15 protein-coding genes are annotated in these 22,717 nt (G+C 69.9%); 3 read left to right on the top strand and 12 right to left on the bottom strand.

Annotation, left to right across the window (positions count from 1 at the left end; all coding sequences use genetic code 11):
- Nucleotides 1-335: 335 nt before the first annotated feature.
- From GGD88_RS09365 to GGD88_RS09350, 4 genes are all read right to left on the bottom strand, one after another.
- Nucleotides 336-2,342, bottom strand: a complete 2,007-nt coding sequence (locus GGD88_RS09365; RefSeq protein WP_184434619.1) for a HAMP domain-containing methyl-accepting chemotaxis protein — start codon at nt 2,340-2,342, stop codon at nt 336-338.
- Nucleotides 2,343-2,900: 558 nt separating this feature from the next.
- Nucleotides 2,901-4,907 carry a HAMP domain-containing methyl-accepting chemotaxis protein gene (locus GGD88_RS09360; RefSeq protein WP_184434616.1) on the bottom strand — a complete coding sequence of 669 codons (2,007 nt, stop codon included), beginning with the start codon at nt 4,905-4,907 and terminating at the stop codon, nt 2,901-2,903.
- Nucleotides 4,908-5,303: 396 nt separating this feature from the next.
- A complete protein-coding gene (locus tag GGD88_RS18800; RefSeq protein WP_184434613.1) occupies nt 5,304-7,463 on the bottom strand; it encodes a methyl-accepting chemotaxis protein in 2,160 nt (719 codons plus the stop codon).
- A 1,090-nt stretch (nt 7,464-8,553) separates the two neighbouring features.
- On the bottom strand, nt 8,554-10,560 hold the full coding sequence (locus tag GGD88_RS09350) for a methyl-accepting chemotaxis protein (RefSeq protein WP_184434610.1): 2,007 nt from the start codon (nt 10,558-10,560) through the stop codon (nt 8,554-8,556).
- Between the two features lie 695 nt (nt 10,561-11,255).
- Between GGD88_RS09350 and GGD88_RS09345 the strand changes: the two genes are divergently transcribed.
- The 3 genes from GGD88_RS09345 to GGD88_RS09335 are packed head-to-tail and all read left to right on the top strand — an operon-like array spanning nt 11,256 to nt 14,348.
- Nucleotides 11,256-12,350, top strand: coding sequence for a TRAP transporter substrate-binding protein (locus GGD88_RS09345; protein ID WP_184434608.1), 1,095 nt, complete (start codon nt 11,256-11,258; stop codon nt 12,348-12,350).
- On the top strand, nt 12,347-12,946 hold the full coding sequence (locus GGD88_RS09340) for a TRAP transporter small permease subunit (protein ID WP_184434605.1): 600 nt from the start codon (nt 12,347-12,349) through the stop codon (nt 12,944-12,946). Before GGD88_RS09345 ends, GGD88_RS09340 begins: the two co-directional genes overlap by 4 nt.
- Nucleotides 12,939-14,348 carry a TRAP transporter large permease gene (locus tag GGD88_RS09335; RefSeq protein WP_184434602.1) on the top strand — a complete coding sequence of 470 codons (1,410 nt, stop codon included), beginning with the start codon at nt 12,939-12,941 and terminating at the stop codon, nt 14,346-14,348. Before GGD88_RS09340 ends, GGD88_RS09335 begins: the two co-directional genes overlap by 8 nt.
- Before the next feature lie 86 nt (nt 14,349-14,434).
- On the opposite strand, the gene GGD88_RS09330 is transcribed toward GGD88_RS09335, so the two are convergent.
- From GGD88_RS09330 to flgC, 8 genes are all read right to left on the bottom strand, one after another.
- Nucleotides 14,435-15,217, bottom strand: coding sequence for a 3-hydroxybutyrate dehydrogenase (locus tag GGD88_RS09330; protein WP_184434600.1), 783 nt, complete (start codon nt 15,215-15,217; stop codon nt 14,435-14,437).
- A 120-nt stretch (nt 15,218-15,337) separates the two neighbouring features.
- Nucleotides 15,338-16,738 carry a 3-isopropylmalate dehydratase large subunit gene (gene leuC, locus GGD88_RS09325; RefSeq protein WP_184434596.1) on the bottom strand — a complete coding sequence of 467 codons (1,401 nt, stop codon included), beginning with the start codon at nt 16,736-16,738 and terminating at the stop codon, nt 15,338-15,340.
- Between the two features lie 105 nt (nt 16,739-16,843).
- Nucleotides 16,844-19,648 (bottom strand): PAS domain-containing hybrid sensor histidine kinase/response regulator, encoded by a 2,805-nt coding sequence (locus GGD88_RS09320; protein ID WP_246423674.1) that lies wholly within the window; start codon nt 19,646-19,648, stop codon nt 16,844-16,846.
- Complete coding sequence (gene flhB / locus GGD88_RS09315) at nt 19,617-20,681, bottom strand: flagellar biosynthesis protein FlhB (protein ID WP_184434593.1); 1,065 nt, start codon at nt 20,679-20,681, stop codon at nt 19,617-19,619. The genes GGD88_RS09320 and flhB overlap by 32 nt, the downstream gene beginning before the upstream one ends.
- 36 nt (nt 20,682-20,717) lie before the next feature.
- Nucleotides 20,718-21,479 (bottom strand): flagellar biosynthetic protein FliR, encoded by a 762-nt coding sequence (gene fliR / locus GGD88_RS09310; RefSeq protein WP_184434590.1) that lies wholly within the window; start codon nt 21,477-21,479, stop codon nt 20,718-20,720.
- A gap of 46 nt (nt 21,480-21,525) precedes the next feature.
- Complete coding sequence (gene fliQ / locus GGD88_RS09305) at nt 21,526-21,792, bottom strand: flagellar biosynthesis protein FliQ (RefSeq protein WP_184434587.1); 267 nt, start codon at nt 21,790-21,792, stop codon at nt 21,526-21,528.
- 114 nt (nt 21,793-21,906) lie between these two features.
- The gene (fliE, locus tag GGD88_RS09300; RefSeq protein WP_184434584.1) at nt 21,907-22,233 is read right to left on the bottom strand and encodes a flagellar hook-basal body complex protein FliE; all 327 of its coding nucleotides are present in this window, start codon (nt 22,231-22,233) and stop codon (nt 21,907-21,909) included.
- Between the two features lie 69 nt (nt 22,234-22,302).
- Entirely contained in the window at nt 22,303-22,713 is a 411-nt protein-coding gene (gene flgC / locus GGD88_RS09295) for a flagellar basal body rod protein FlgC (RefSeq protein ID WP_184434581.1), read from the bottom strand.
- Nucleotides 22,714-22,717: the final 4 nt, after the last annotated feature.

The following is a 22,717-nucleotide window of genomic DNA, read 5'->3' as shown; positions in this document are numbered from 1 at the left end:
CCCGGTGTGGTGACGGAGCCCCCCTCACTGTTCCTTGAGTACAAACCGAGTAAACGGGAAGTACAGAGGCAAGAAAATTATGCCCATAATGGCAATGAAAAAAGCGTTAATTCTATGAATCCAAAATTCGTGGATCTGGACTCCCATTTGATATCGCCGCCATCGCACTATAGAGGATGTAAATATACAAACTTCAACCAGAAGGCGTTGTTCTTCTGGCGTTTTCTCCAAGCCGGTCCGGATTGGCACCGACGATGCCGTCTTCGGCGGCCGCCACGGCCGGCCGGGCGCCCCCGGTCCGGACCGCGGCGGACCGCCGCGACGGGCGTCCCGCCTCAGCCGGCGCGGACGTCGGCCAGGAAGCGGTCGACCATGCTGGTCAACGTGCTCGACTGCTCGGTGAGATCGCGGGTGGCCTGCAGCACATGGTCGGCCGCCGAGCCCGACTCGCGCGCCGCCTCGGTCACCCCGACGATGGTCTGCGAGACCTCCGTGGTGCCCTGGCTGGCCTGTTGGACGTTGCGGGCGATTTCCTCGGTGGCGGCGTTCTGTTCTTCCATCGCTGCCGAGATGGCGGCCGCCACCTCGTTCAGGCGTCCGATGGTGTTGGCGATCGATTCAATGGCCGTCACGGCGGTGCCGGTTTCCGTCTGCACGGAGCCGATCTGGCGGCCGATGTCCTCGGTGGCCTTGGCGGTCTGGGTGGCCAGGCTCTTGACCTCGTTGGCCACGACCGCGAAGCCCTTGCCGGCATCGCCGGCGCGCGCCGCCTCGATGGTGGCGTTGAGCGCGAGCAGGTTGGTCTGGTCGGCGATGTCGGAGATCAGGTTGACCACGTCGCCGATCTTCTGCGCGGCGTCCGCAAGGCCCGAGACGACGCCATTGGTCCGGTCCGCCTCCGCCGACGCCTCGGTGACCACGTCGCCGGCCTGCTGCACCTGACGGCCGACCTCGCGGATGGACGAGGCCAGTTCCTCCGCCGCCGAGGCGACGGTCTGCACGTTGGTCGACGCCTGTTCGGAGGCGGCGGCGACCGTGGTGGCCTGGCTGTTGGTCTCCTCGGCGATGGCGGCCATGCTCTCGGCGGTCGACTGCAACTGCTGGGCCGCCGCCGCCACGGCCTCGACCACGCCGCCGACCTCGCGCTCGAAGGCATCGGCCAGGGTGTTCATGGCGTGCCGCTTCTCCTCGGCGGCGCGCGCCGCCTGGGCGGCCTGCTCGGCCTCCATCTCCTTGACGCGCTGGGCGTTCTCCTTGAACACCTGCACCGCGGTCGCCATCCGCCCCAGTTCGTCGCCGCGCTCGCGGGCGGGGACCTCGGTCTCCAGGTTGCCCTCGGCCAGATCGCCCATGGCCTCGGTCATGCGGTTCATCGGCCGGGTGATGCCGGAGGCGATGATCCAGGCCGCCAGTATCCCGAGCACGACGGCGATCACGCCGATTACCATGGTCGCGGTGATGGTCTCGCGGATGGCCGCCTCGGCCCGCGGTCCGAGCGTGTCCTGCTCCGTCTTCACCTCCAGCTTGAAGTCCTCGATCTCGGCGGCCAGCCGGGGGCCGATGACGTCGAGGGTGCCGGTGATGATCTCGTCTCGCGCGAGCAGGGCGGTGCGCAGGTCGACGAGCCCGGCGCTGTAACGTGCGCCGAGGGCGCGCACCTCGTCAGCCAACCGGCGCCGCTGCGGGTTCTGGAGGTCGTCCAGCAGGACCCCCATCCGGTCGTCGAAGTCGGCCATGGCGGCGGTGGCACGCTCATAGTCGGCCTCGGTTCCGAACTGGAGGAAGCGGGTGCTGTAGAGCCGGCCCAGCAGCAGGTCGCGCAGCGCCAGGCCGCCCTGGAACGCCGCCGCGGTGTCGTCGTCGCGCTCGGCGCTGTGGATGATGTCGGTCAGCCGGGTCTCGGCCGCGCGGCCGCTTTCCGTCAGCACCGCCACCACGCCGTCGCGCGCCGTCTGGCGGGCCGTCACCCGGCTGAAGGCCTCGCGGTAGGTTTCGATGCGCTCGCGCATGGTCTCCAGCAGGGCGGCCGCCTCCGGGTCCGCGATCACGGCCTCGGCCGTGTCGATGGCCTCAAGGGCGGCCGCGGCACGCTCCTTGACCTGATCCACCGCGGCGGTGTCGCCGCTGATGATGAAGGCCGTGACGCCCATGCGGGCCATCAACATGTGGGCCTGCATGCGCCCGACCTCGTTGGTGGCTCGGGCCAGACCGCGATACTCCGAGAACGTCGCGCCAATGGAGGTGAGTTGGATCACGGCCACCAGGCCGAGGATGATCAGAAGAGTGAGGACGAGTCCGAACCCCCCGTAGAGTTTGGATCCGATCCGGATGGACTTGAGCATGGGTTTGCCTTTCGGTCTACGCCGGGACCGGCCGCGTCGGGTCGGGACGGGTCCGGTCGACGCTGCGTTTCTTGGCACCGGCACGCACCCCGGGGCGCGCGCTCCCTCCTGCTGTTCCGCCGCCGCAGCATAGATTGCTCGGCAAATACAGAAGCAATCCCAAGTTTGCCGAGTCCAGTGTAAACCGAAGGTTAAATAATCAATTCAACATATTAGTCTGAAGTTTTTTAAATATTCTAATCTCTATAGTTGTATCACCATTGCGGGCTGTTCATTAATGTCCAAAATTCTTCCTGACTGTTGCGCCGCAGGTTGGTTCAGGGCAGAGCGGCCGGACGGCGCGGTCCGGCCTCGGTGGCAGGCTCTGCGACCGATTAGAGCGGCCGCCGGAAAGGGTGACCTTTTTGGAGGCCGGCCAGCGCCACCCTGGCATGGCTCTGCGATGCCAGCTTGACCAGTTGAGGGGCCGGCGCGGCGACGCCGCGTCGGGCCTTGATCCTGACGAGTCAGGATCAAGGCCGGTCCGGATGACCCACGGGTTTGATGCCGCCGGTTCGGTCAGCCGGCGCGGACGTCGGCCAGGAAGCGGTCGACCATGGTGGTCAGCATCGTCGACTGCTCGGTGAGGTCGCGGGTGGCCTGAAGCACATGGTCGGCCGCCGAGCCCGACTCGCCGGCCGCCTCGGTGACGCCGACGATGGTCTGCGACACCTCGGTGGTGCCCTGGCTGGCCTGCTGGACGTTGCGGGCGATCTCCTCGGTGGCGGCGTTCTGCTCTTCCATCGCCGCCGCGATGGCCGATGTGACCTCGTTGATCTGGTGGATGATGCCGGAGATGGACTCGATGGCCGTCACGGCGGTGCGGGTTTCCTCCTGCACGGTGCCGATCTGCTGGCCGATGTCCTGGGTGGCCTTGGCGGTCTGGGTGGCCAGGCTCTTGACCTCGTTGGCCACGACCGCGAAGCCCTTGCCGGCGTCGCCGGCGCGCGCGGCTTCGATGGTGGCGTTGAGCGCCAGCAGGTTGGTCTGGTCGGCGATGTCGGAGATCAGGTTGACGACGTCGCCGATGCGCTGCGCGGCGTCCGCCAGGCCCGAGACGACGCCGTTGGTGCGCTCGGCCTCGGTGGCCGCCCGCCCGGCGATGTCGCTGGACTGCTGCACCTGGCGGCCGACCTCGCGGATGGACGAGGCCAGTTCCTCCGCCGCCGAGGCGACGGTCTGCACGTTGGTCGAGGCCTGCTCGGAGGCGGCGGCGACCGTGGTGGCCTGGCTGTTGGTCTCCTCGGCGATCGAGGCCATGTTCTCAGCCGTCGACTGCAACTGCTGGGCCGCCGCCGCCACGGCCTCGACCACGCCGCCGACCTCGCGCTCGAAGGCGTCGGCCAGGGCGTTCATGGCCTGCTGCTTCTCCTCCAGGGCGCGTTCCTCGTGGGCCTTCTGCTCGGCCTCCATCTCCTTGACGCGCTGGGCGTTCTCCTTGAACACCTGCACCGCGGCGGCCATCCGCCCCAGCTCGTCGCCGCGCTCGCGCGCCGGGATGGCGGTATCCAGGTTGCCCTCGGCCAGGTGTCCCATGGCGTCGGTCATGCCGTTCATCGGCCGGGTGATGCCGGAGGCGATGATCCAGGCCGCCAGCGTCCCGAGCACGACGGCAATCGCGCCGATCACCAGGGTGACGGTGATGGTCTGGCGGATGGCCGCTTCGGCCCGCGGCCCCAGTGTGTCCTGTTGCGCCTTCATCTCCAGCTTGAAGTCCTCGATCTGGCGGGCGACCTGCGGCCCGATGACGTCGAGGGTGCCGGTGATGATCTCGTTGCGGGCAAGCAGGGCTGTGCGCAGGTCGGCGAGCCCGGCGGCGTAGCGCCGCTCGAAGTCCCGGGCCTCGTTGGCGAGCTGGCGCCGCTGCGGGTCCTGAAGCTCGCCCAGCAGGGTGTCCATGCGCGCGTCGAGATCGGTCATCGCGGCGGCGGCGCGCGCATAATCGGAGTCCTCCCCGAACTGGAGGAAGCGGGCGGTGTACAGCCGGCCCAGCAGCAGGTCGCGCAGGGTCAGGCCGCCCTGGAACGCCGCCGCGGTGTCGTCGTCGCGCTCGGCGCTGTGGATGATGTCGGTCAGCCGGGTCTCGGCCGCGCTGCCGCTTTCCGTCAACACCGCCACGGCGCTGTCGCGGGCCGCTTGGCGGGCCATCACCCGGCTGAAGGCCTCGCGGTAGGTTTCGATGCGCTCGCGCATGGTCTCCAGCAGGGCGGTCGCCTCCGGGTCCGCGATCACGGCCTCGGCGGTGTCGATGGCCTCAAGGGCGGCCGCGCCGCGCTCCTCGACCTGATCCACCGCGGCGGCGTCGCCGCGGATGATGAAGTCCTTCACGCCCATGCGGGCCATCAGCATGTGGGCCTGCACGCGCCCGACTTCGTTGGTGGCACGGGCCAGGCCGCGATACTCGGAGAACGTCGCACCAATGGAGGTGAGTTGGATCACGGCCACCAGGCCCAGGATGACGAGAAGGGCGAGAACGATCCCGAACCCCCCGTAGAGTTTGGATCCGATCCGGATGGACTTGAGCATGGGCTTGCCTTTCGGTGTGCGCCGGGACCGACCGCGTCGGGTCGGGTCCGCTCGGCGCTGCGTTTCTTGGCACCGGCACGCACCCCGGGGCGCGTGCTCCCTCCTGCTGTTCCGCCGCCGCGCTGCCGAGTCCTCGGCCAATACAGGGGCAGTAGTGCGGAGTGTGCCGGGCGTGGTGTAAATCAACGGTTAAATGAACAGCTTGGCGATTTAAACGAATCTATTCCTATGAGGTGACGACCGTGCCTGCATAACCATTACGGGATACTCATCAGTTTCGCGAATTCGCCTTACACAAGGGAACTCCAAGTTGGATTGGGGGGAGGGGTCGCGGCGGCGCCTCCCGGACGGGACGCGCCGCCGCCCGCTGCGCGGACTCGCCTCGGCAGCCGCGGGTCAGGCCGCGCGCACGTCGGCCAGGAAGCGTTCGACCAGCATCTTGAGGTCGGCGGACTGCTGGTTGAGGGCGTTGGTGGCGGCCAGCACGTTGTCGGCCGCCGCGCCCGATTCGCGCGCCGCCTCGGTCACCCCGACGATGGTCTGCGACACCTCCGTGGTGCCCTGGCTGGCCTGCTGGACGTTGCGGGCGATCTCCTCGGTGGCGGCGTTCTGTTCCTCCATCGCCGCCGCGATCGCCGACGTCGCCTCGTTGATGCGCTGGATGATGCCGGAGATGGCCTCGATGGCCGTCACGGCGGTCCGGGTCTCGCTCTGCACCGAACCGATCTGGCGGCCGATATCCTCGGTAGCCTTGGCGGTCTGGGTCGCCAGGCTCTTGACCTCGTTGGCGACGACCGCGAAGCCCTTGCCGGCGTCGCCGGCGCGCGCGGCCTCGATGGTGGCGTTGAGGGCCAGCAGGTTGGTCTGATCCGCGATGTCGGTGATCAGGTCGACCACGTCGCCGATCTTCTGGGCGGCGTCCGCCAGCCCGGAGACGACGGCGTTGGTGCGCTGGGCCTCGTCCGCCGCCTGCCGGGCGATGTCGCTGGACTGCTGCACCTGACGGCCGATCTCGCGGATCGAGGACGACAACTCTTCCGCCGCCGAGGCCACGGTCTGCACGTTGGTCGACGCCTGTTCGGAGGCCGCCGCCACCGTGGTGGCCTGGGTGCTCGTCTCCTCGGCGATCGAGGACATGCTTTCGGCGGTCGACTGCAGTTCTGTCGTCGCCGACGCCACCGCCCCCAGCACCTCGCCGACGGCATGATCGAAGTCTGTGTTCAGGTCCGCGATGCGCTGGGCGCGCGCCTCGCGCTGGCGCGTTGCCTCGGCCTGCTCGGCGGCAAGCTGCTCCGCGCGCACCAGGCCCTCCTTGAAGACGTTCAGGGCCTTCGCCATCTCGCCCACCTCGTCCTTGCGGTCGGTGGCCGGGATTTGGACGGTCAGGTCGCCATCGGCCATGTGGCCCATGGTGTCGGTGATGGCGCCGATCGGGCGGGTTACGGATCGCGCGAACAGGAGCCCCATGACGGCGACCAGGACGAGAATGACGAGGCCCGCGACGACCATGAACCAGCGCATCTGGTAGACCGGGGCCATCACCTCCGCGCGGTCGACCTCGGCCAGGATAGCGAAGTTGAGGCCCTCGAACGCGATCGGGCCGTAGGCCTGGACCACGGGCTGCCCGCGATAGTCGCGGCCGACCGTCACCCCGGCCTCGCCGGCCAGCGCGGCCCGGGCCGCGGGCGTGTCGACCTCGCGCGACAGGATCGTGCTCTCGGCGCTGAAGCGCGAGTCGCTGCGCATCAGCAGGTCCGGCCCGACCAGGTAGGTTTCCCCCGTCTCGCCCATGCCGGCGCTCACCTGCATGATGGCGTTGACCTCGGCCACTGGCATCTGGAACGCCAGCACACCCGCGAAAGCCCCGGTGTCGTCGAAAACCGCGTGGGCGATGAAGCTGGCCGGGTCGCCGTCGGACGGTGCGTAGGGGGCGAAGTCGGCGAAGGCGATGGGGCGGGCCTGCGGGTCGGCGGCGACGCGGTTGTAGACGTCTGCCAGGCTGCTGTCGGCCCAGCGTCCGGTGCGCAGATCGGTGGCGAAGTCCGGCTCCTTGAAGACCGTGTAGACCACGATACCGGCGGCGTTGATAAGGAAGATGTCGTAGTATCCCCGCTCCTCCTGCAGGTCGCGGAACCAGGGATGATAGGTGGCGTGGGTGCGGTCGTAGGGCGTGTTCCCGGGCGCCGCGTCGAGTTTGTGCTTCGCGTCCTGGGGGTGCGGGTTGTTGGCGATGTAGGCCCGCTGGAGCGCCGCGGTCGCGTCCCCGCCCGGGGCCACGCTGCGCACGCCGGTGTAGGCGCGGTCGAACCGCTGCAGGGCCTCCAGGGTGGCGTGACTGCCGGCGCTCACCGCCAGGTCGCCAACGATGCTTGCCAGGTAGCTTTCCAGGGCCGTGGCACGGCTTTCGCGCAGGGCCACGAGCTTGGCCTCGGCCTCGGCGGTCAGGGTGGTGGCGGCGCGCCAGTAGGCCAATCCGCCCGTGACGAGCACGGCGATCAGCGCCACAAGGCAGATGAGCAGCGGCAAGACGACCGCGATACGCAGCGATCTCAACATGGGTCCCCCTTCGGACAAGATGTACCGGCCGACGGAAGGGCGGACCTCTCCGTCGGCCGGCCGGCGCGACCGCGCCGGCGCGGCGAAGCCGCGTGGGGCCTTGATCCCGACGGGTCAGGAGCAAGGCCGGCCAGGATGAGGCGGCCGCCGCGCCGGATCGCCGGCGGCCCCCTGTGGCGGGCACGGCGCTGCGCGCGCATCGCACCCCCGCCCCGCCCGCGAATGCCCGCCGGCGTGGCCCCAGGGCGGATCGCACGGCATTGGACCCACTGTTGGAATCCAAGGCCGTGCGTGACTCCGCCCTAACCATCTGGTTTAGGGCAGAGTCACGTGATCAATCAGAACCACGCTGGGAGTCAGATTGATCACGACCTGCCCTAGAACGATCCAAACAAATATATGAGAAAATAATTAACGAGTGGCGCGGCAGTACATTTTGGGGAAGCCAATATTCCCAAATATAACCGGATAGATAGCGTCGTTCGCGACAATATCCGATCGCGGGTCGATCTGACGCCCTCTGCTCACGCGCGGACCGTGGGCCGCCGCCAGAGACTGTGCAGCCCGGTCTCGATGAGCCTCCGGAAAGCAATAGGCATGCCGGGGTCGGCGATCGTTCCGGACGATCGTCCCGGACTCAGGCCAACCGGCCTTGCGCCTGACCCGTCAGGATCAAGGCCCGATGCCGTGTCGGGGCCGTGCCGGGGCCGTGCCGGGGCCGTGCCGGGGCAGACTGGCCGGCCCAGGCAAGACATTGGGCCGTCTGTCCGGCGGGATCCGACAGGTCGGGCGGCGACCGGGGGCGTGGGGCCCGCATCACGCCCCCGCACCCGGGTCTCGGTCAGAGTGACGCGGGACGCCCGGCGCCCGGTCGCAAAATGCGTCTCGTACTGGCCGGTCTTGATCCTGACTCATCAGGATCAAGGCTCGCCGGTGTCATCAGGCAGGACGGGACCCGCCACCACGGCGGCCCGGGCCGCGCCCGGCACGGCGCTCCGCGCCAGGCTTGACGCACAACCAAAAAAAGCCGGCCCCCAGAAGGGACCGGCTACCTCTGGCCGGGTGATCGCCCCGAACCGCGGGCGCGCGGTCAGGCCGTGCTGCGCACCTCGTGCAGGAAGTGCTCGACCAGGTTCTTCAGCTTGGAGGACTGCTCGTTCAGCAGGTTGGTGGCCTGGAGCACGTTGTCGGCGGCGGCGCCGGTCTCGTGGGCGGTATCGGTCACGCCGGCGATGGTCTGCGAGACCTCGGTGGTGCCCTGGCTGGCCTGCTGGACGTTGCGGGCGATCTCCTCGGTGGCGGCGTTCTGCTCTTCCACCGCGGAGGCGATGGCCGACGCCGACTCGTTGACCCGCCGGATGATCTCGGAGATGGACTCGATGGCCGTCACCGCCGTTTTGGTCTCGGTCTGCACGGAGCCGATCTGGCGGCCGATATCCTCGGTGGCCTTGGCGGTCTGGGTGGCGAGGCTCTTGACCTCGTTGGCGACCACCGCGAAGCCCTTGCCGGCGTCGCCGGCGCGCGCCGCCTCGATGGTGGCATTGAGCGCCAGCAGGTTGGTCTGATCCGCGATGTCGGTGATGAGGTCGACCACCTCGCCGATCTTGTGGGCCGCGTCCGCCAGCCCGGAGACGACGGCGTTGGTGCGCTCGGCCTCGTCCGCCGCCTGACCGGCGACGGTGCTGGCGTGCTGCACCTGGCGACCGATCTCGCGGATCGAGGACGACAGCTCCTCCGCCGCCGAAGCGACGGTCTGCACGTTGTTGGAGGCCTGTTCGGAGGCGGCGGCGACCGTGGTCGCCTGGGTGTTGGTCTCCTCGGCGATGGAGGCCATGCTTTCGGCGGTCGACTGCAACTCGGTGGACGCCGACGAGAGTTGCTCCAGCACGCCGCTGACACCCTGGTCGAACTGATCGTTGAGGGTCTCCAGCCGCTTCGCCCGCAGCTCGCTGCGGTGGCCCTCCTCCAACTGCTCGGCGGTCAGGGCGTCGGCCGTCTGCATGCTCTCCTTGAACACCTGCACGGCCTTGGCCATCTCCCCGATCTCGTCCTTGCGGTCGAGGGCCGGGATCTCCGCGGCATAGTCCTTCTCGATCAGGCGGGTCATCACGCCGGTCATGGCCTGGACCGGGCGCGTGATGCCGGAGGCGATGATCCAGGCCGCGATCCCGCCCAGCAGGAGCGCGCCCACGGCGATGACCACGGTGATGATGACGGTCGTGCGGATCAGGGCCGAGGCCCGCGGCCCCAGGATGTCCTGTTCGCCCTTGATCTCCAGCTTGTAGTCCTCGATGTGTTGCGCCACCGTCGGGCCGATGTGGTCCAGCTGGTCGTGCACCAGATCGTTATAGCGAACGATATGCTGGTGCATGGCGTCGAAGCCCTCGCGGTACGCTTGCGCCTGGTCCCGCGCGGTCTCCGCCAGAGCCAGTTGCTGCGGATCATCAAGGTCGGCCACCAGCCGCTCCAGGCGGGAGTCGAACCGATCGAGTCGCTGGATCACTTCCTCGTAGTCCGCCGGCTGGCTGCGCACCAGATAGCGGTAGGCCGCGAGGCGCCCCAACAGCAGGTGGCGCAGGGTCAGGCCGGCGTTGTAGGCCGCGCGCGTGTCGCCGTCGCTGTCGGCCGTGCGCATGATCTCGGTCAGCGATTCCTCGACCACCGGTCCGGCGGCCTGCAACGCCCGAACCTGGGCGTCCCGCTGCCGCTGTGTCTCGACCGCGGCGGCGAACGTGGTCGCGTAGGTGTCGACCTGGGCGCGGATCTCGTCCAGCAGGGCCTGGGCCTCGGCGTCGGAGGTCAGCGCATCGGTGGAGTCGATGAAGCGCCGGGTCGCCTCCAGCCGCTGGGTGACCTGATCGACGGCGGCGTCGTCCCCGTCAATGATGAAGTCCTTCACGCCCATGCGGCCGACAAGGAGGTTGGCCTGGACGCGTCCGATCTCATTGGTCGAGCGGGCCAGCGTCCGATAGTCGGTGAAGACGTTCGAAATGGCGCTGAGTTCATAGATCGTGATCGCGCCGAGCACAACAAGGAGAAAAAGGACGAGCCCAAACCCACCATAAAGCTTGGGTCCTATCCTGAGCGACTTAAGCATGACTGCCTCTCTTCTGAAGGCGATGCAGGCCGTTCAAGCCCCGCATCCTGGGGCGGATCGCACGTCATGGGACCCGAGTCCGGGCGCCAATGCCCTGCGAGACTCCGCCCTAACTCTTTGATTCAGGGCCGAGCCACGGGATCAATCCGAAGCACGAAGTCTTTCGGATTGATCGCGATCTCCCCGAGCCCCCCCGTGCGGTCGCGAGTCCCGCCATGTGTCTTCCCCACATCGCTCCACCTTTCTCCCATATCCGCATACTGCTTGAGGATTCCTTCGGGCTTCGTCCGTTATCCTTGGAGTACATCCTGAAAGCGTGGACAAACCGTTAAGGCCTGTGACGTCGACTTTCGACCATGAGGCGATCTCGCCGGTCGACCTTCCCGCTGCACGATTTTCGGGTCTGCCTGCATGCCCATGTATCATGAATGGACTATGCCTTTGGGGGCGCGCGCTGCGCCATGCGGCGCGGGTTGGACCCCTTGCCCACGGTCCTGCGCCGGATGCGCCGGCGGTTGAAGGCCGGGGGCATTGCTGTACGATGCCGGCGAGCGTTGCCCCCGCGCGCGACCGTGCCCCCTCGAGTCCCCGGCGCGTCCGACCTGTTCGATCTCGGGCCCGATCACGGGGTCCAACCGAAACACGCCCGGATTCGGAGGGACCGCGTTCCGCCCCTCGCCTCGACCGGAGGACCTATGACCCCATCCAGGCAGGCCGCCGCCGCGGCCGTGATCCGGACGGCCGCCATCGCCGTGGCGGCCCTGAGCCTCGTCGCCCTCGCCCCTCTCGGCCGCGCCGGATCGGCGGCGGCCCAGGAGGTAACGCTGACGGTGCATCACTTCCTCAGCGCCAAGGCGGTGACCCAGGCCGAGTTCCTGGAGCCCTGGGCGGCGCGCCTCGAAGAGGCCTCCGAGGGGCGCCTCGCGTTCGAGTTCTTTCCGTCCATGGCCATGGGCGGCGCACCGCCGGAGCTGTACCAGCAGGCGCGCGACGGCGTGGCCGACATCATCTGGACCGTGCTCGGCTATACCCCGGGCGTGTTCCCGCGTGCCTCGGTGTTCAACCTGCCCAGCGTGCACGGCGGCAGCGCGACGGTGACCAACCTGGCGATCCGGGACCTGATGGACAGCGGCGCGCTGGCGGCCGACTTCGCCGACGTGCATCCGCTCCTGGTGCACGTGCATTCCGGTCAGGCGCTGCACACCACCGCCGTGCCGGTGCGCACCATCGACGACGTCCGGGGTCTCAAGCTGCGGGTCCCGTCGCGCTCGGGGACCTGGATGATCGAGGCGATGGGGGCCGAGCCGGTCAGCATGCCGGTGCCCGAGTTGCCGCAGGCGCTGTCCCGCGGCGTACTGGACGGCGCCTTCATCCCGTTCGAGGTGGCGCGGCCGCTGCGGGTGATCGACATCGCCTGCTGTCACACAGAGTTGGCGGGCGGCCAGCGCTTCGGCACCACCACCTTCCTGCTGGCCATGAACAAGGACCGCTACGAGAGCCTGCCCGACGATTTGCGGGCGATCCTGGATGCCCATACCGGCCCCGACTTCGCGCGCGAGGCCGGCCGGATCTGGGACACGGTGGAACCCCAGGTGATGGACATGGCGCGACAGAGGGGCAACGAGATCATCCGGCTGTCGCCGGCGGCGTCGGCGCCATTCCTGGAGGCCTTCCAGGTGGCCGAGGACCGCTGGCTCGCGGAGGCCGCCGAGCGCGGCCTGGATGGGGCCGCGGTCCTGGCCGCGGCCAAGGCGGCGGTGGCGCGGCACGCTGACGAGGCGCCGGAGTGACAGGCGCCACCCGGCTGGCACACCGCGCGCGCGACCGGGTGCTGACGCCGCTGGCGGCGGCCCTGGCGTTGTACGGGGGGGGCGTGCTGCTGGTCATCACCGCGCTGACGGTGGTGAACGTGGCCGGCTTCGCGCTCGATGCGCTGGTGCGGCCGTGGGGCGGCGCCGTGCCCGGGCTGGCGGGCTACGAGGAGGTGGTGGCGCTGCTGATCGGCGGGGCGGCGCTGGCGTTCCTGCCCTGGTGCCAGCTCCGCTACGGCCATGTCGCGGTCGACCTGTTCACCCAGCGCGCGCCGGCGGCCTTCAACGCCGCCGTCGACCGGCTGGCCCTGGCCCTGACGGCCGCGCTGGCCCTGTTCCTCGCGCGCGGCATGCTGGACGGCCTGGTGCAGGCGCGCGCCGACGGCGTGGTCACCGGGGTGCGGGACTGGCCGGAATGGCCGTTCTGGATCCCGGGGCTGATCGCGCTGGGGCTGTGGGCCGCCTGCGCCGGGGTCATGGCGCTGGCGCCGGCCGGCCCGGGCGCCGCCGGCAGCCACTATCCGCACGCCGCCAACGGCCCCGGCCCCGGCTCGGGGACCGCGCGCGATGGGTGAGCGCGAGCTGATCGGACTCCTTGGTCTGCTGGTGCTGTTCGGGCTGATCGCGCTGCGCCTGCCGGTGGCGCTGGCGATGGTGGCGGTGGGCATCGGCGGCAACTACGCGCTGTCGATCGTGGCCCCGTTCCTGCGGTTCGAGCCCTACCTGGCCCAGTTCAAGACCCTCACCTGGTCGGTGGTGTCCAGCTACACCCTCTCGGTGGTGCCGCTGTTCGTGCTGATGGGCTATCTGGCGGCGCATGCGGGCCTGAGCCGGGATCTGTTCCAGGGCCTCAACGCGCTGGTGGGGCGGTTGCGCGGCGGCGTCGCCATGGCGGCGGTGCTGGCCTGCGCCGGCTTCGGCGCCGTCTGCGGCTCCTCGCTGGCGACCGCCAGCACCATGGGCCGGGTCGCGCTGCCGGAGCTGAAGCGGCTGCGCTACGACGACGGGCTGGCGACGGGCAGCCTGGCGGCGGGCGGCACCCTGGGCATCCTGATCCCGCCGTCGGTGGCCCTGGTCATCTACGCCATCGTGGTCGAGGCGTCGGTGGTGGAGATGTTCCAGGCCGCAGTCCTGCCGGGCGTGCTCGCGGTGGCGCTGTTCGTCGCCGTGATCGCGGTGCGGCTGTGGTGGGATCCGGGTCTGGCGCCGCCGGCCCCGGCCTTCAGGTCCGTGCCCGATGCCGCCGCCCGCCGGGCCGCGCTGCGCCGGCTGGTGCCGGTGCTGGTCATCTTCGGAGCCATCATCCTGGGGTTGGGTCTGGGGCTGTTCACACCCACGCCGGCGGCGGCGGTGGGGGTGTTCGCGGTGCTGACCTACGGGGTCGCGCTCAAGGCGCTGACCGGCGACGGGCTGGGCCGGCGCGAGATCGGGCACGCCATGCGCGACACCGCGGTCACCGCCGGCATGATCTACTTCATCCTGTTCGGGGCCGAGGTGCTGAAGGGCTTCTTCGCCCGCAGCGGCCTGCCGGCGGCGCTGGCCGACTGGGCCGCCGCCGGGTCGACAGTCGGGGCGGCCGATCCCTGGACCATCCTGCTGCTGTGCCTGCTGGCGCTGATCCTGCTGGGCTGCTTCATGGACTCGCTGTCCATGATCCTGGTGGTGGTGCCGTTCCTGTTCCCGGTGCTGGTGGCGCTGAACGGCGGCGACTACGTGCCGGCCGCCCAGGCCGCCTACGGCATGACCAGCGAGGACCTGAAGATCTGGTTCGGGGTTCTGGCCCTGATCGTGGTGGAGCTGGGCCTCATCACGCCGCCGGTGGGGCTCAACGTGTTCATCATCCGCGCCGTCAGCCCGGGGGTGCCGATGGGCACCATCTTCCGCGGCGTGCTGCCGTTCTTCGGCATCGAACTGGGGCGGGTGGCGCTGATCCTCGTGCTGCCGTGGCTGGCCCTGTGGCTGCCCCGGCTGGTGTGACGGCGGTGTGGCGGGGGCGGGGGCGGACGCGGCGCCGCGCCCAGCCCCGCCGCAGGCCCCCCGCCCGCCCCCCGCCCGCCTGTGGGTCAATGGGTGGTGAAGGCGCCGTCCATGGGGAAGGCCGCGCCGGTGGTGACATCGGCGGCCTCGCTGCACAGGAACACCGCCAGGGCGCCGAGCTGTTCGGGGGTGACGAAGCGTTCGGTGGGCTGGCGCTCGCCCAGCAGGCGCCGCGCGGCCTCCTCGACCGACATCCCCTCCTTTTCCGCCCGGGCCTCGATCTGGCGTTCCACCAGCGGGGTGCGCACCCAGCCCGGGCAGATGGCGTTGGCGGTGATGTGCTGCTTGGCGTTTTCCAGCGCGGTGACCTTGGTCAGGCCGACCAGACCGTGCTTGGCGGCGATGTAGGCGGCCTTGAAGGGGCTGGCGACCAGCCCGTGGGCCGAGGCGATGTTGATGATGCGGCCCCAGTCGCGCGCCTGCATGCCGGGCAGCACCGCGCGGGTGGTGTGGAACGCGGCCGACAGGTTGATGGCGATGATCGCGTCCCACGTCTGGGGCGGAAAGTCCTCGATGCGGTCGGTGTGCTGGATGCCGGCGTTGTTGACCAGGATGTCGACCGGGGCCAGCTCGGTCTCCGCCTTGCGCACCAGCGCGAACGCCTCGTCCGGGTTGGCGAGGTCGGCGTGCACGAACACCGCCTTCACGCCGTGGTCGCGTTCCAGCCCGGCGCGGATGGCCTCGATCTCGTCCGGCTCGCCGAAGCCGTTGAGCACGATGTCCGCCCCCTCGGCGGCCAGGGCCTGGGCGATGCCCAGCCCGATGCCGCTGGTGGAGCCGGTGACCAGGGCGGTCTTGCCTTTGAGCATGGGAATCCCTCCTGTCGCTGAACGGTCGGCGGTGGGTCTCGGGCGGCCCGCGCCGGTGCGGGCCGCGCGCCCCCGAGTTGACCCGTCCGCGATCCGTTCCGCAAGAGGGGAGATGGGATCTCAGCCCAGCGCGCGCGCGTCCGTCAGGCGACCGGTCACGGCGGCGGCCACCGCCATTTCCGGGCTCATCAGGTGGGTGCGGCCGCCGCGGCCCTGGCGACCCTCGAAGTTGCGGTTCGAGGTCGACGCGCAGCGCTCGCCCGGGGCCAGGCGGTCGGCGTTCATGGCCAGGCACATGGAACAGCCGGGCTCACGCCATTCGAAGCCGGCCTCGATGAACACCGTGTCCAGGCCCTCCTGTTCAGCCTGTTCCTTCACCAGCCCGGAGCCGGGCACCACCATGGCGCCGACACCCGCCGCGACCTTACGGCCCTTGGCGAGGGCGGCGGCGGCGCGCAGGTCCTCGATGCGGCCGTTGGTGCACGAGCCGATGAACACCCGGTCCACGGTCACGTCAGTCAGTTTCATGCCCGCGGTCAGGCCCATGTAGGCCAGCGACCGTTCCAGGGCGGCGCGCCGGTTGGGATCGGTCTCGGCCGCCGGGTCGGGCACGGTGGCGGTGATCGGGGCCACGTTCTCCGGGCTGGTGCCCCAGGTGACCTGGGGGGCGATGGTGGCGGCGTCGATCTCCACTTCGGTGTCGAACACGGCGTCGGGGTCGGAGTGCAGGGTCTTCCACCAGGTGACCGCCGCCTCCCAGGCCGCGCCCTTGGGGGCCATGGGCCGGCCCTTCAGGTACTCGAACGTGGTGTCGTCCGGCGCGATCAGGCCGGCGCGGGCGCCCGCCTCGATGCTCATGTTGCACACCGTCATGCGGCCTTCCATGGACAGCGCCCGGATGGCCTCGCCGCTGTACTCGATGACGTGGCCGGTGCCGCCGGCGGTGCCGATGCGGCCGATGATCGCCAGCGCGATGTCCTTGGCGGTGACCCCGGCGCCGACGTGGCCCTTGACGGTCACCCGCATGTTCTTCGCCGGGCTCTGGCGCAGCGTCTGGGTGGCCAGCACGTGTTCGACCTCGCTGGTGCCGATGCCGAAGGCCAGCGCGCCGAAGGCGCCGTGGGTCGAGGTGTGCGAATCGCCGCAGACGATGGTCGCCCCGGGCAGCGTGAAGCCCTGCTCCGGGCCGACGATGTGGACGATGCCCTGGCGGATGTCGGCCATCGACAGGTACTGCACATCGAAGTCGCGGCAGTTGTCCTCCAGGGTCTGCACCTGGAGCGCGCTTTCCGGGTCGTCGATGCCCTTCGAGCGGTCGGTGGTCGGCACGTTGTGGTCGGCCACGGCCAGCGTCGCCTGGGGGGCGCGGACGCGGCGCCCGGCCAGGCGCAGGCCCTCGAACGCCTGCGGGCTGGTGACCTCGTGGACCAGGTGGCGGTCGATGTAGATCAGGCAGGTGCCGTCGTCCTGACGCTCCACCAGATGGGCCTGCCAGATCTTGTCGAACAGCGTGCGGGCCATGGTCCCGGGTCTCCCTCTGCCTGTCTTGTCTCTCACGGTACCTGAACGGGCGCTACAGATGGCACGAGCCCGGGCCCGGGGCAAGCCGGATGCTGGACGCCGGCCTCACTCCTCGGCCAGCACGCCCTTCACGGTCTCGGCCAGCAGCTTGAGGCTGAACGGCTTGGGCAGGAAATGGATGTACGGCTGTTCCAGGATGTCGCCGCGGGCCGCGTCCTCGGAGTAGCCCGAGATGATGATGACCCGCAGGTCGGCGCGTTTCTCGCGCGCGCAGCGGGCCAGGGCGGCGCCGTCGATGCCGGGCATGACCATGTCGGTGATCAGCAGCGCCAGGGCCGGCGCCTCGTCCAGCATCTCCAGCGCCCGCTCGCCGGAGCGCGCCTCCAGCACCGTGTAGCCCTTGTTGCGCAGGGCGCGGGCGGCGAAGGTTCGCACGGGGTCCTCGTCCTCGACCAGCAGGATGGTGCCGGCGCCCGACAGGTCCTCGATCTCGCTGCGCACCGGGGCCGGCGGCACCGGGGCCGCGTCCGCCTCCGCCTCCGACACCGTGTCCGCCGCCGGTGCCGCCGCCGGGCCGTCGTCGCGGGTCGCCGCCGTGGGGGCGCCGCGCGGCAGGTGGATGGTGAACACCGTGCCCTGGCCGGGGGTCGAGTCCACGTCGATGAACCCGCCGGTCTGGCGCAGGATGCCGTAGACGGTCGACAGCCCCAGACCGGTGCCGGCCCCCACCGCCGAGCCGCCCTTGGTGGTGAAGAACGGTTCGAAGATGCGGGTCAGGGTCTCGCGGTCGATGCCCTTGCCGGTATCGCGCACCTCGATGACCACGTATTCGCCGGTGGGCAGAGTGTCCACCCCGCGCTCGACCGGGGTCTCCAGCAATGTCCGCCGGGTGGCGATGGTCAGGGTGCCGCCGTCGGGCATGGCGTCGCGGGCGTTGACCGCCAGGTTGATAATCACCTGATCGAACTGGCCCGGGTCGGCCCGCACCCAGTCCACGTCCCGGCCGTGCACCAGGTCGAGCCGGATGGTCTCGCCCAGCAGCCGGCGCAGCAGATGCGACAGTTCCGACAGCGCCGCGCCCACGTCCAGCGGCCGCGGCTGCAACGGCTGCCGGCGCGAGAACGCCAGAAGCTGCCGCACCAGGTTGGCGGCGCGGTTGGCGTTCTGGCGGATCTGCATGATGTCGGCGAACGACGGGTCGCCGGTGCCGTGGCGCTGCAACAGCAGGTCGGAATAGCCGATCATGGCGGTGAGGAGGTTGTTGAAGTCGTGCGCCACGCCGCCAGCGAGCTGGCCCATGGCCTGCATCTTCTGGGCCTGGGCGAACTGGCGCTCCAGGCTGCGCTGTTCCGAGGTGTCGATGACATGGGCGATCACGCCCTCGACCGGGGGGACGGCGCCGTCGTCCATCGCCCGGCCGTCCTTGCCCCCCATGGGTCCGAGGAACAGGGCCGCCGTGACCGGCCCCCCAGCACCATCCCCGGGACGATCCCCGGCACCATCCCCAGCACCATCCCCGGCACCATCCCCGGTCCGATGACGGGCGCGAGGGCCGGGCGGCGGGGCGGCGGGGGCCAGGGTGATGTCCAGATGCACCCCTTCGTTGACGCGACCGGACAGCACCCGGTCCAGCGCCGCGGTTACGGAGGCCCGGTCCGGTTCGGTCACCAGGTCGACCAGCGGCCGGTCGAGCAGGTCGTCGCGGCGCTGGCGCAGCAGCACCTCCAGCGCGCGGTTGCAGTCGGTCAGCCGGCCTTCGGGGTCGGTCAGCGCGATGCCGACCGGGGCGCCGTCGAACAGCCACCGGAACATGCGGTCCCAGCGCCAGGCGGCGTCGGGACCGGTGGGCAGGGTGTCGGTGGCCTCGCGCATCACCACGGTGCGGGTCAGCAGCTCGCCGGCGTCGTCGTAGACGGCCTGACTGACCAGGGCCGGGAAGCGGCGCCCGCCGGCGCTGACGAAGCGCACTTCGCCGCGCCAGTCGCCGTCCTCCAGCGGCGGCACGCCGCCGTCGACCAGGTCGGTCAGGGGGGCGGCGCGCAGCGACTCCGGGGTGCGGCCCAGCCACCGCGCCATGCGCTGGTTGACGAAGCGCAGGCGGCCCTCGGTATCGGCCGAGTACAGGCCCACGGGTAGGAAGTACAGGAAGTCGGACAGCACCTCACGCTCGCGGGTCAGGACCTCGTCGATGGCGCGCCGGGCGGTGATGTCCCGGCCCAGCCACAGCCGGGGCCAGCGGCGCCCGGCTGCGGTGTCGTCGCGGTCGCTCGCCAGCCCGCGGCCGTCCAGGGGGCGTCCCAGGGCGCGGCCGCGACCGCCGGCGGGCACCAGGGTGAGGCTGATCTCCCACCATTCCGGCTCGTTGAGCACGCCGGCGGCGCTGGGACCGTCCACGTCGGCCGCCTGGGGTTTCAGCGCCAGCGTCAGATGCTCGCCGTAGCCGCCCTCGGCGGCCGCGACCAGCCGGTCGAGCCGGTCGGCGCCGTCCTCAAGACCGGGCAGCCCGCGCGGATAGAACAGCCGGGCGCGCATGTCGGCCGGCGGATCGAGCGCGGGCCACAGCCGTCGGGCCGCGGCGTTGGCCAGCAGCACCGTGCCGTCGACGTCAAGCAGCAGGCGCGCCTCCGGCTCGTCGGCGAGCATGTCGGCCAGGACGGCACCGATGGCGCCGGCCCGGTGCTGGCGGGCGGACCGCCGCAGCAGGGCGACCAGCGAGCCCAGCAGCAGGACGCCGCCGCCGCCGGCCAAGGCCGGCGCGATCCAGGCCGCGCCCCAGGCGTCGGCCTCCGGCCAGGTGGCGCGTACGGCCGGGAGCCCCGCGGCGACGGCGGCCGCGAGGGCGAACGCGCCGGCCAGCAGGCCCCAGACCGCCGGCTCGCTACTGAAACTTTTTCTTGAGGCGCATGACATACCCGATCACCTCGGCCACGGCCTGATAATGCTCGGGCGGGATCTCCTGGTCCAGGTCGACGGCGGCATAGAGGGCACGGGCAAGGGGCGGGTTCTCCACGAGCGGGACGTCGTGTTCCTCGGCGAGGTCACGGATGCGCAGCGCCAGATGGTCCTGGCCCTTGGCCACCAGGCGCGGGGCCGCCATGCTCTGCATATCGTACTTCAGGGCGACGGCAAAATGGGTCGGGTTGGTGACGACCACGTCGGCGTCGGGCACCGCCTGCATCATGCGCTGGCGCGAGCGCTCCGCCCGCAGGCTGCGGATGCGCGCCTTGACCTGCGGATCGCCCTCGGTGGACTTGTGCTCGTCCTTGATCTCCTGCTTGGTCATGCGCAGGTCCTTGCGGTGCTTGAACTGGGTGTAGATCCAGTCGAAGACCGCGATCGCCACCATGAACAGCAGCGTGCCCACGAGCAGCGTGATGAGCGCCTCGTGCAGATCTTGCAGGCTGGCGAGAACGGGCTGGTCGATGACGGACTCGGCCCGCCTCAGGATCGGCAGCAGCACGAAGTAGGCGATCAGCCCGACCAGGCCGATCTTGGGCAGCCCCTTGGCCACCTCCAGAAGCTGCTTGACCGAGAAGACCCGCGTGAACCCCTTGATGGGCGAGATCTTGTCCAGCTTCGGTTGCATCGGCTTGGCGGTGAACAGCAGGCCCACCTGCCCGATCTGGGCCAGCAGCGCCAAAACCACGAACAGCGACAGGGTGAGAACCATGTAGGGCGCCAGGGTCCACAGCAGCTCGGTGATGCCGATGCCCAGGCTATCGGGCCGGACCGGGAACACATGCAGGCGGCTGAGAAAGATCGCCATGTGCTCGGTGATGCGGCCGGCGGCCCACGGCAGCAGGGCGACCACGAAGATCAGCGCGCCGAGCAGGGCCGCGACGTGCGAGACCTCGCGGGAGTTCGGGACCTGGCCCTCCTTGCGCGCTTCGTCCAGTCGCTTGGAGGTCGGTTCCTCTGTCTTGGAGTCCTTGTCGTCGGACATGGCCTCGGCTCCGGGAGCGGGGGCGCGGCCGGCCGGTCACAGGCCCGAGAGCCGCACCAGACCGTCCTCGAAGTAGCGCAGGAACACCAGCATCACCGCCGGCAGAATGACGAACAGGATCCCCAGACCGGTCAGGATCTTCAGCGGCAGGCTGACGAAGAACACGTTGAGCTGCGGCATCAGGCGCGCCATCAGGCCCATGCCGACATAGAATACGATGGTGAAGATCACCATGGGCGCCGACAACTGCCAGCCGATATGGAACGAGCGCGTCAGCACCTGCGCCCCGTAGGCCACGAAGTCGCCCAGTGGCGGCAGCACCCCGGGCGGGAACAGGCTGTAGCTCTCCACCAGGGCCCGGATCATCAGGTGGTGCAGGTTCAGGATGAAGATCAGAACCAGCGCCATCATGGTCAGCAGTTGCAGTATCAGGGCGCTGGTCTGGGTGGTGTTGGGGTCGAACGCCTGGGCGTTCATCAGGCCGCTGGCGAATCCGATCGAGGTGCCGGCCAGGTGCAGGGCGGCGAACAGCAGGTTGACCACCAGGGCGATGAAGGTGCCGATCAGCACCTCGGAGACCAGCAGCAGCACCAGCACGGTCGCGCTCTCCGGCTCCGGCGGCAGCACCGGTTCCACCAGCGGCGCCACCACCAGCGCCAGCATGAAGGCCACCACCAGCCGCACCCGCGGCGTCACGTAGGCGGCGCCGAACCCCGGCAGCAGCATGACCGCGAAGCCCAGGCGGGTGAACACCAGCAGCACGTTGAAGACGGACGTGGCGATCAGGGTGTCCAGCACGAGCGGCCCCCGGGCGGCAGGCGATGGCGGCGGCGCCGGGGCGCCGTCACGGCAGGCTGACGACCAGATCCATGAGCCGCTCGGTGATCTCGGTGAGCTGCTGGATCATGTAGGGCAGGAAGAACAGCATCGCGATGAAGACCACCAGGATCTTCGGCACGAACACCAGCGTCATTTCCTGGATCTGGGTCAGCGTCTGGAACAGCGAGATGATCAGGCCCACCACCAGCCCCGCCAGCATGATCGGCGCCGCCACCAGGATCATGGTGTAGATGCCGTCGCGGGCGACGTCGAGGATCTGGGTCTCCTCCATGAAAGCCGGTCCTTGGGTTGCGGAACGGGCGCGGCGGCTCGCGCGGCGCGCCGGCATGCGGGCGGGGCGCCGGAGGGCGGCCGGACGCGGGGCCGGCAGGCCGGCGCCGGGCGCTCAGAGCGGCATGCGCATGATGGTGTCGTAGGCGCTGACCACCTTGTCGCGCACCGCCACCACGGTCTGCAACGTCAGTTCGGCGTTGTTGACGGCCATGACGACGTCGCGGGTGTCGGCGGTGCCGGCGATGCCCTTCAGGCTCATGCGCTCGCCCTGCTCCAGGGTCTGCATGGAGGTCTGAACGACATCCTTGACCATGGAGGCGAAGCTGGAGGTCTCGCCGGTCTGCGTGGCCTGGCCCTGGGCGTGCGGGACCACGTCCCCTGCGGTGCGGGCAGCCGCCTTGTAGGCGGCGACGGCGCTGTTGAAACTGACGTCCGGCATCCCTCGGTGTCCTGTCTGCTCTGGCGGTGCGGGTCTGGCGGTGCCGGTCCGGTGGACCGGTGGCTCGGCCTATCGCAGCAACTCCAGCGTGCGTTTCGACATCTCGCGCGCCACTGAAATGGCGCTCATGTTGGCTTCGTAGGAGCGCTGGGCCTCGCGCATGTCCATCATCTCGATCAGCGGGTTGACGTTGGGGGTCTGCACGTAGCCCTCGGCGTCGGCGGCCGGGTGGCTGGGATCATGACGCTTCGGGAACGGCGTCATGTCCTCGAACACCTGCTTGACCTTGACGCTGTCGGCACCCAGTTCGCGGTCCAGCGCGCTCTCGAAGCTGATCAGCTTGCGCCGGTAGGGCTGCTCGCCCGGGGCCTGCGCCAGGCTGTCGGCGTTGGCCATGTTCTGGGCGATGACCCGCAGGCGTTCGGCCTGGGCCTTCATGCCGGCCACTGCGATCCGCTGGGCCTTGCTCAGTTCGTCCATCGCC

This window comes from Roseospira goensis (assembly GCF_014197795.1).
Classification (GTDB): Bacteria; Pseudomonadota; Alphaproteobacteria; order Rhodospirillales; family Rhodospirillaceae; genus Rhodospira; species Rhodospira goensis.
Note: the sequence above shows the minus strand (reverse complement) of the source record. Positions and strands in the feature narration are given on the sequence as shown.

Coding starts and splice junctions, on each gene's coding strand:
- GGD88_RS09365 (WP_184434619.1), bottom strand. CDS start 2,342: ATGCTCAAGTCCATCCGGATCGGATCCAAACTCTACGGGGGGTTCGGA.
- GGD88_RS09360 (WP_184434616.1), bottom strand. CDS start 4,907: ATGCTCAAGTCCATCCGGATCGGATCCAAACTCTACGGGGGGTTCGGG.
- GGD88_RS18800 (WP_184434613.1), bottom strand. CDS start 7,463: ATGTTGAGATCGCTGCGTATCGCGGTCGTCTTGCCGCTGCTCATCTGC.
- GGD88_RS09350 (WP_184434610.1), bottom strand. CDS start 10,560: ATGCTTAAGTCGCTCAGGATAGGACCCAAGCTTTATGGTGGGTTTGGG.
- GGD88_RS09345 (WP_184434608.1), top strand. CDS start 11,256: ATGACCCCATCCAGGCAGGCCGCCGCCGCGGCCGTGATCCGGACGGCC.
- GGD88_RS09335 (WP_184434602.1), top strand. CDS start 12,939: ATGGGTGAGCGCGAGCTGATCGGACTCCTTGGTCTGCTGGTGCTGTTC.
- GGD88_RS09330 (WP_184434600.1), bottom strand. CDS start 15,217: ATGCTCAAAGGCAAGACCGCCCTGGTCACCGGCTCCACCAGCGGCATC.
- leuC (WP_184434596.1), bottom strand. CDS start 16,738: ATGGCCCGCACGCTGTTCGACAAGATCTGGCAGGCCCATCTGGTGGAG.
- GGD88_RS09320 (WP_246423674.1), bottom strand. CDS start 19,648: ATGTCATGCGCCTCAAGAAAAAGTTTCAGTAGCGAGCCGGCGGTCTGG.
- flhB (WP_184434593.1), bottom strand. CDS start 20,681: ATGTCCGACGACAAGGACTCCAAGACAGAGGAACCGACCTCCAAGCGA.
- fliQ (WP_184434587.1), bottom strand. CDS start 21,792: ATGGAGGAGACCCAGATCCTCGACGTCGCCCGCGACGGCATCTACACC.
- fliE (WP_184434584.1), bottom strand. CDS start 22,233: ATGCCGGACGTCAGTTTCAACAGCGCCGTCGCCGCCTACAAGGCGGCT.
- flgC (WP_184434581.1), bottom strand. CDS start 22,713: ATGGACGAACTGAGCAAGGCCCAGCGGATCGCAGTGGCCGGCATGAAG.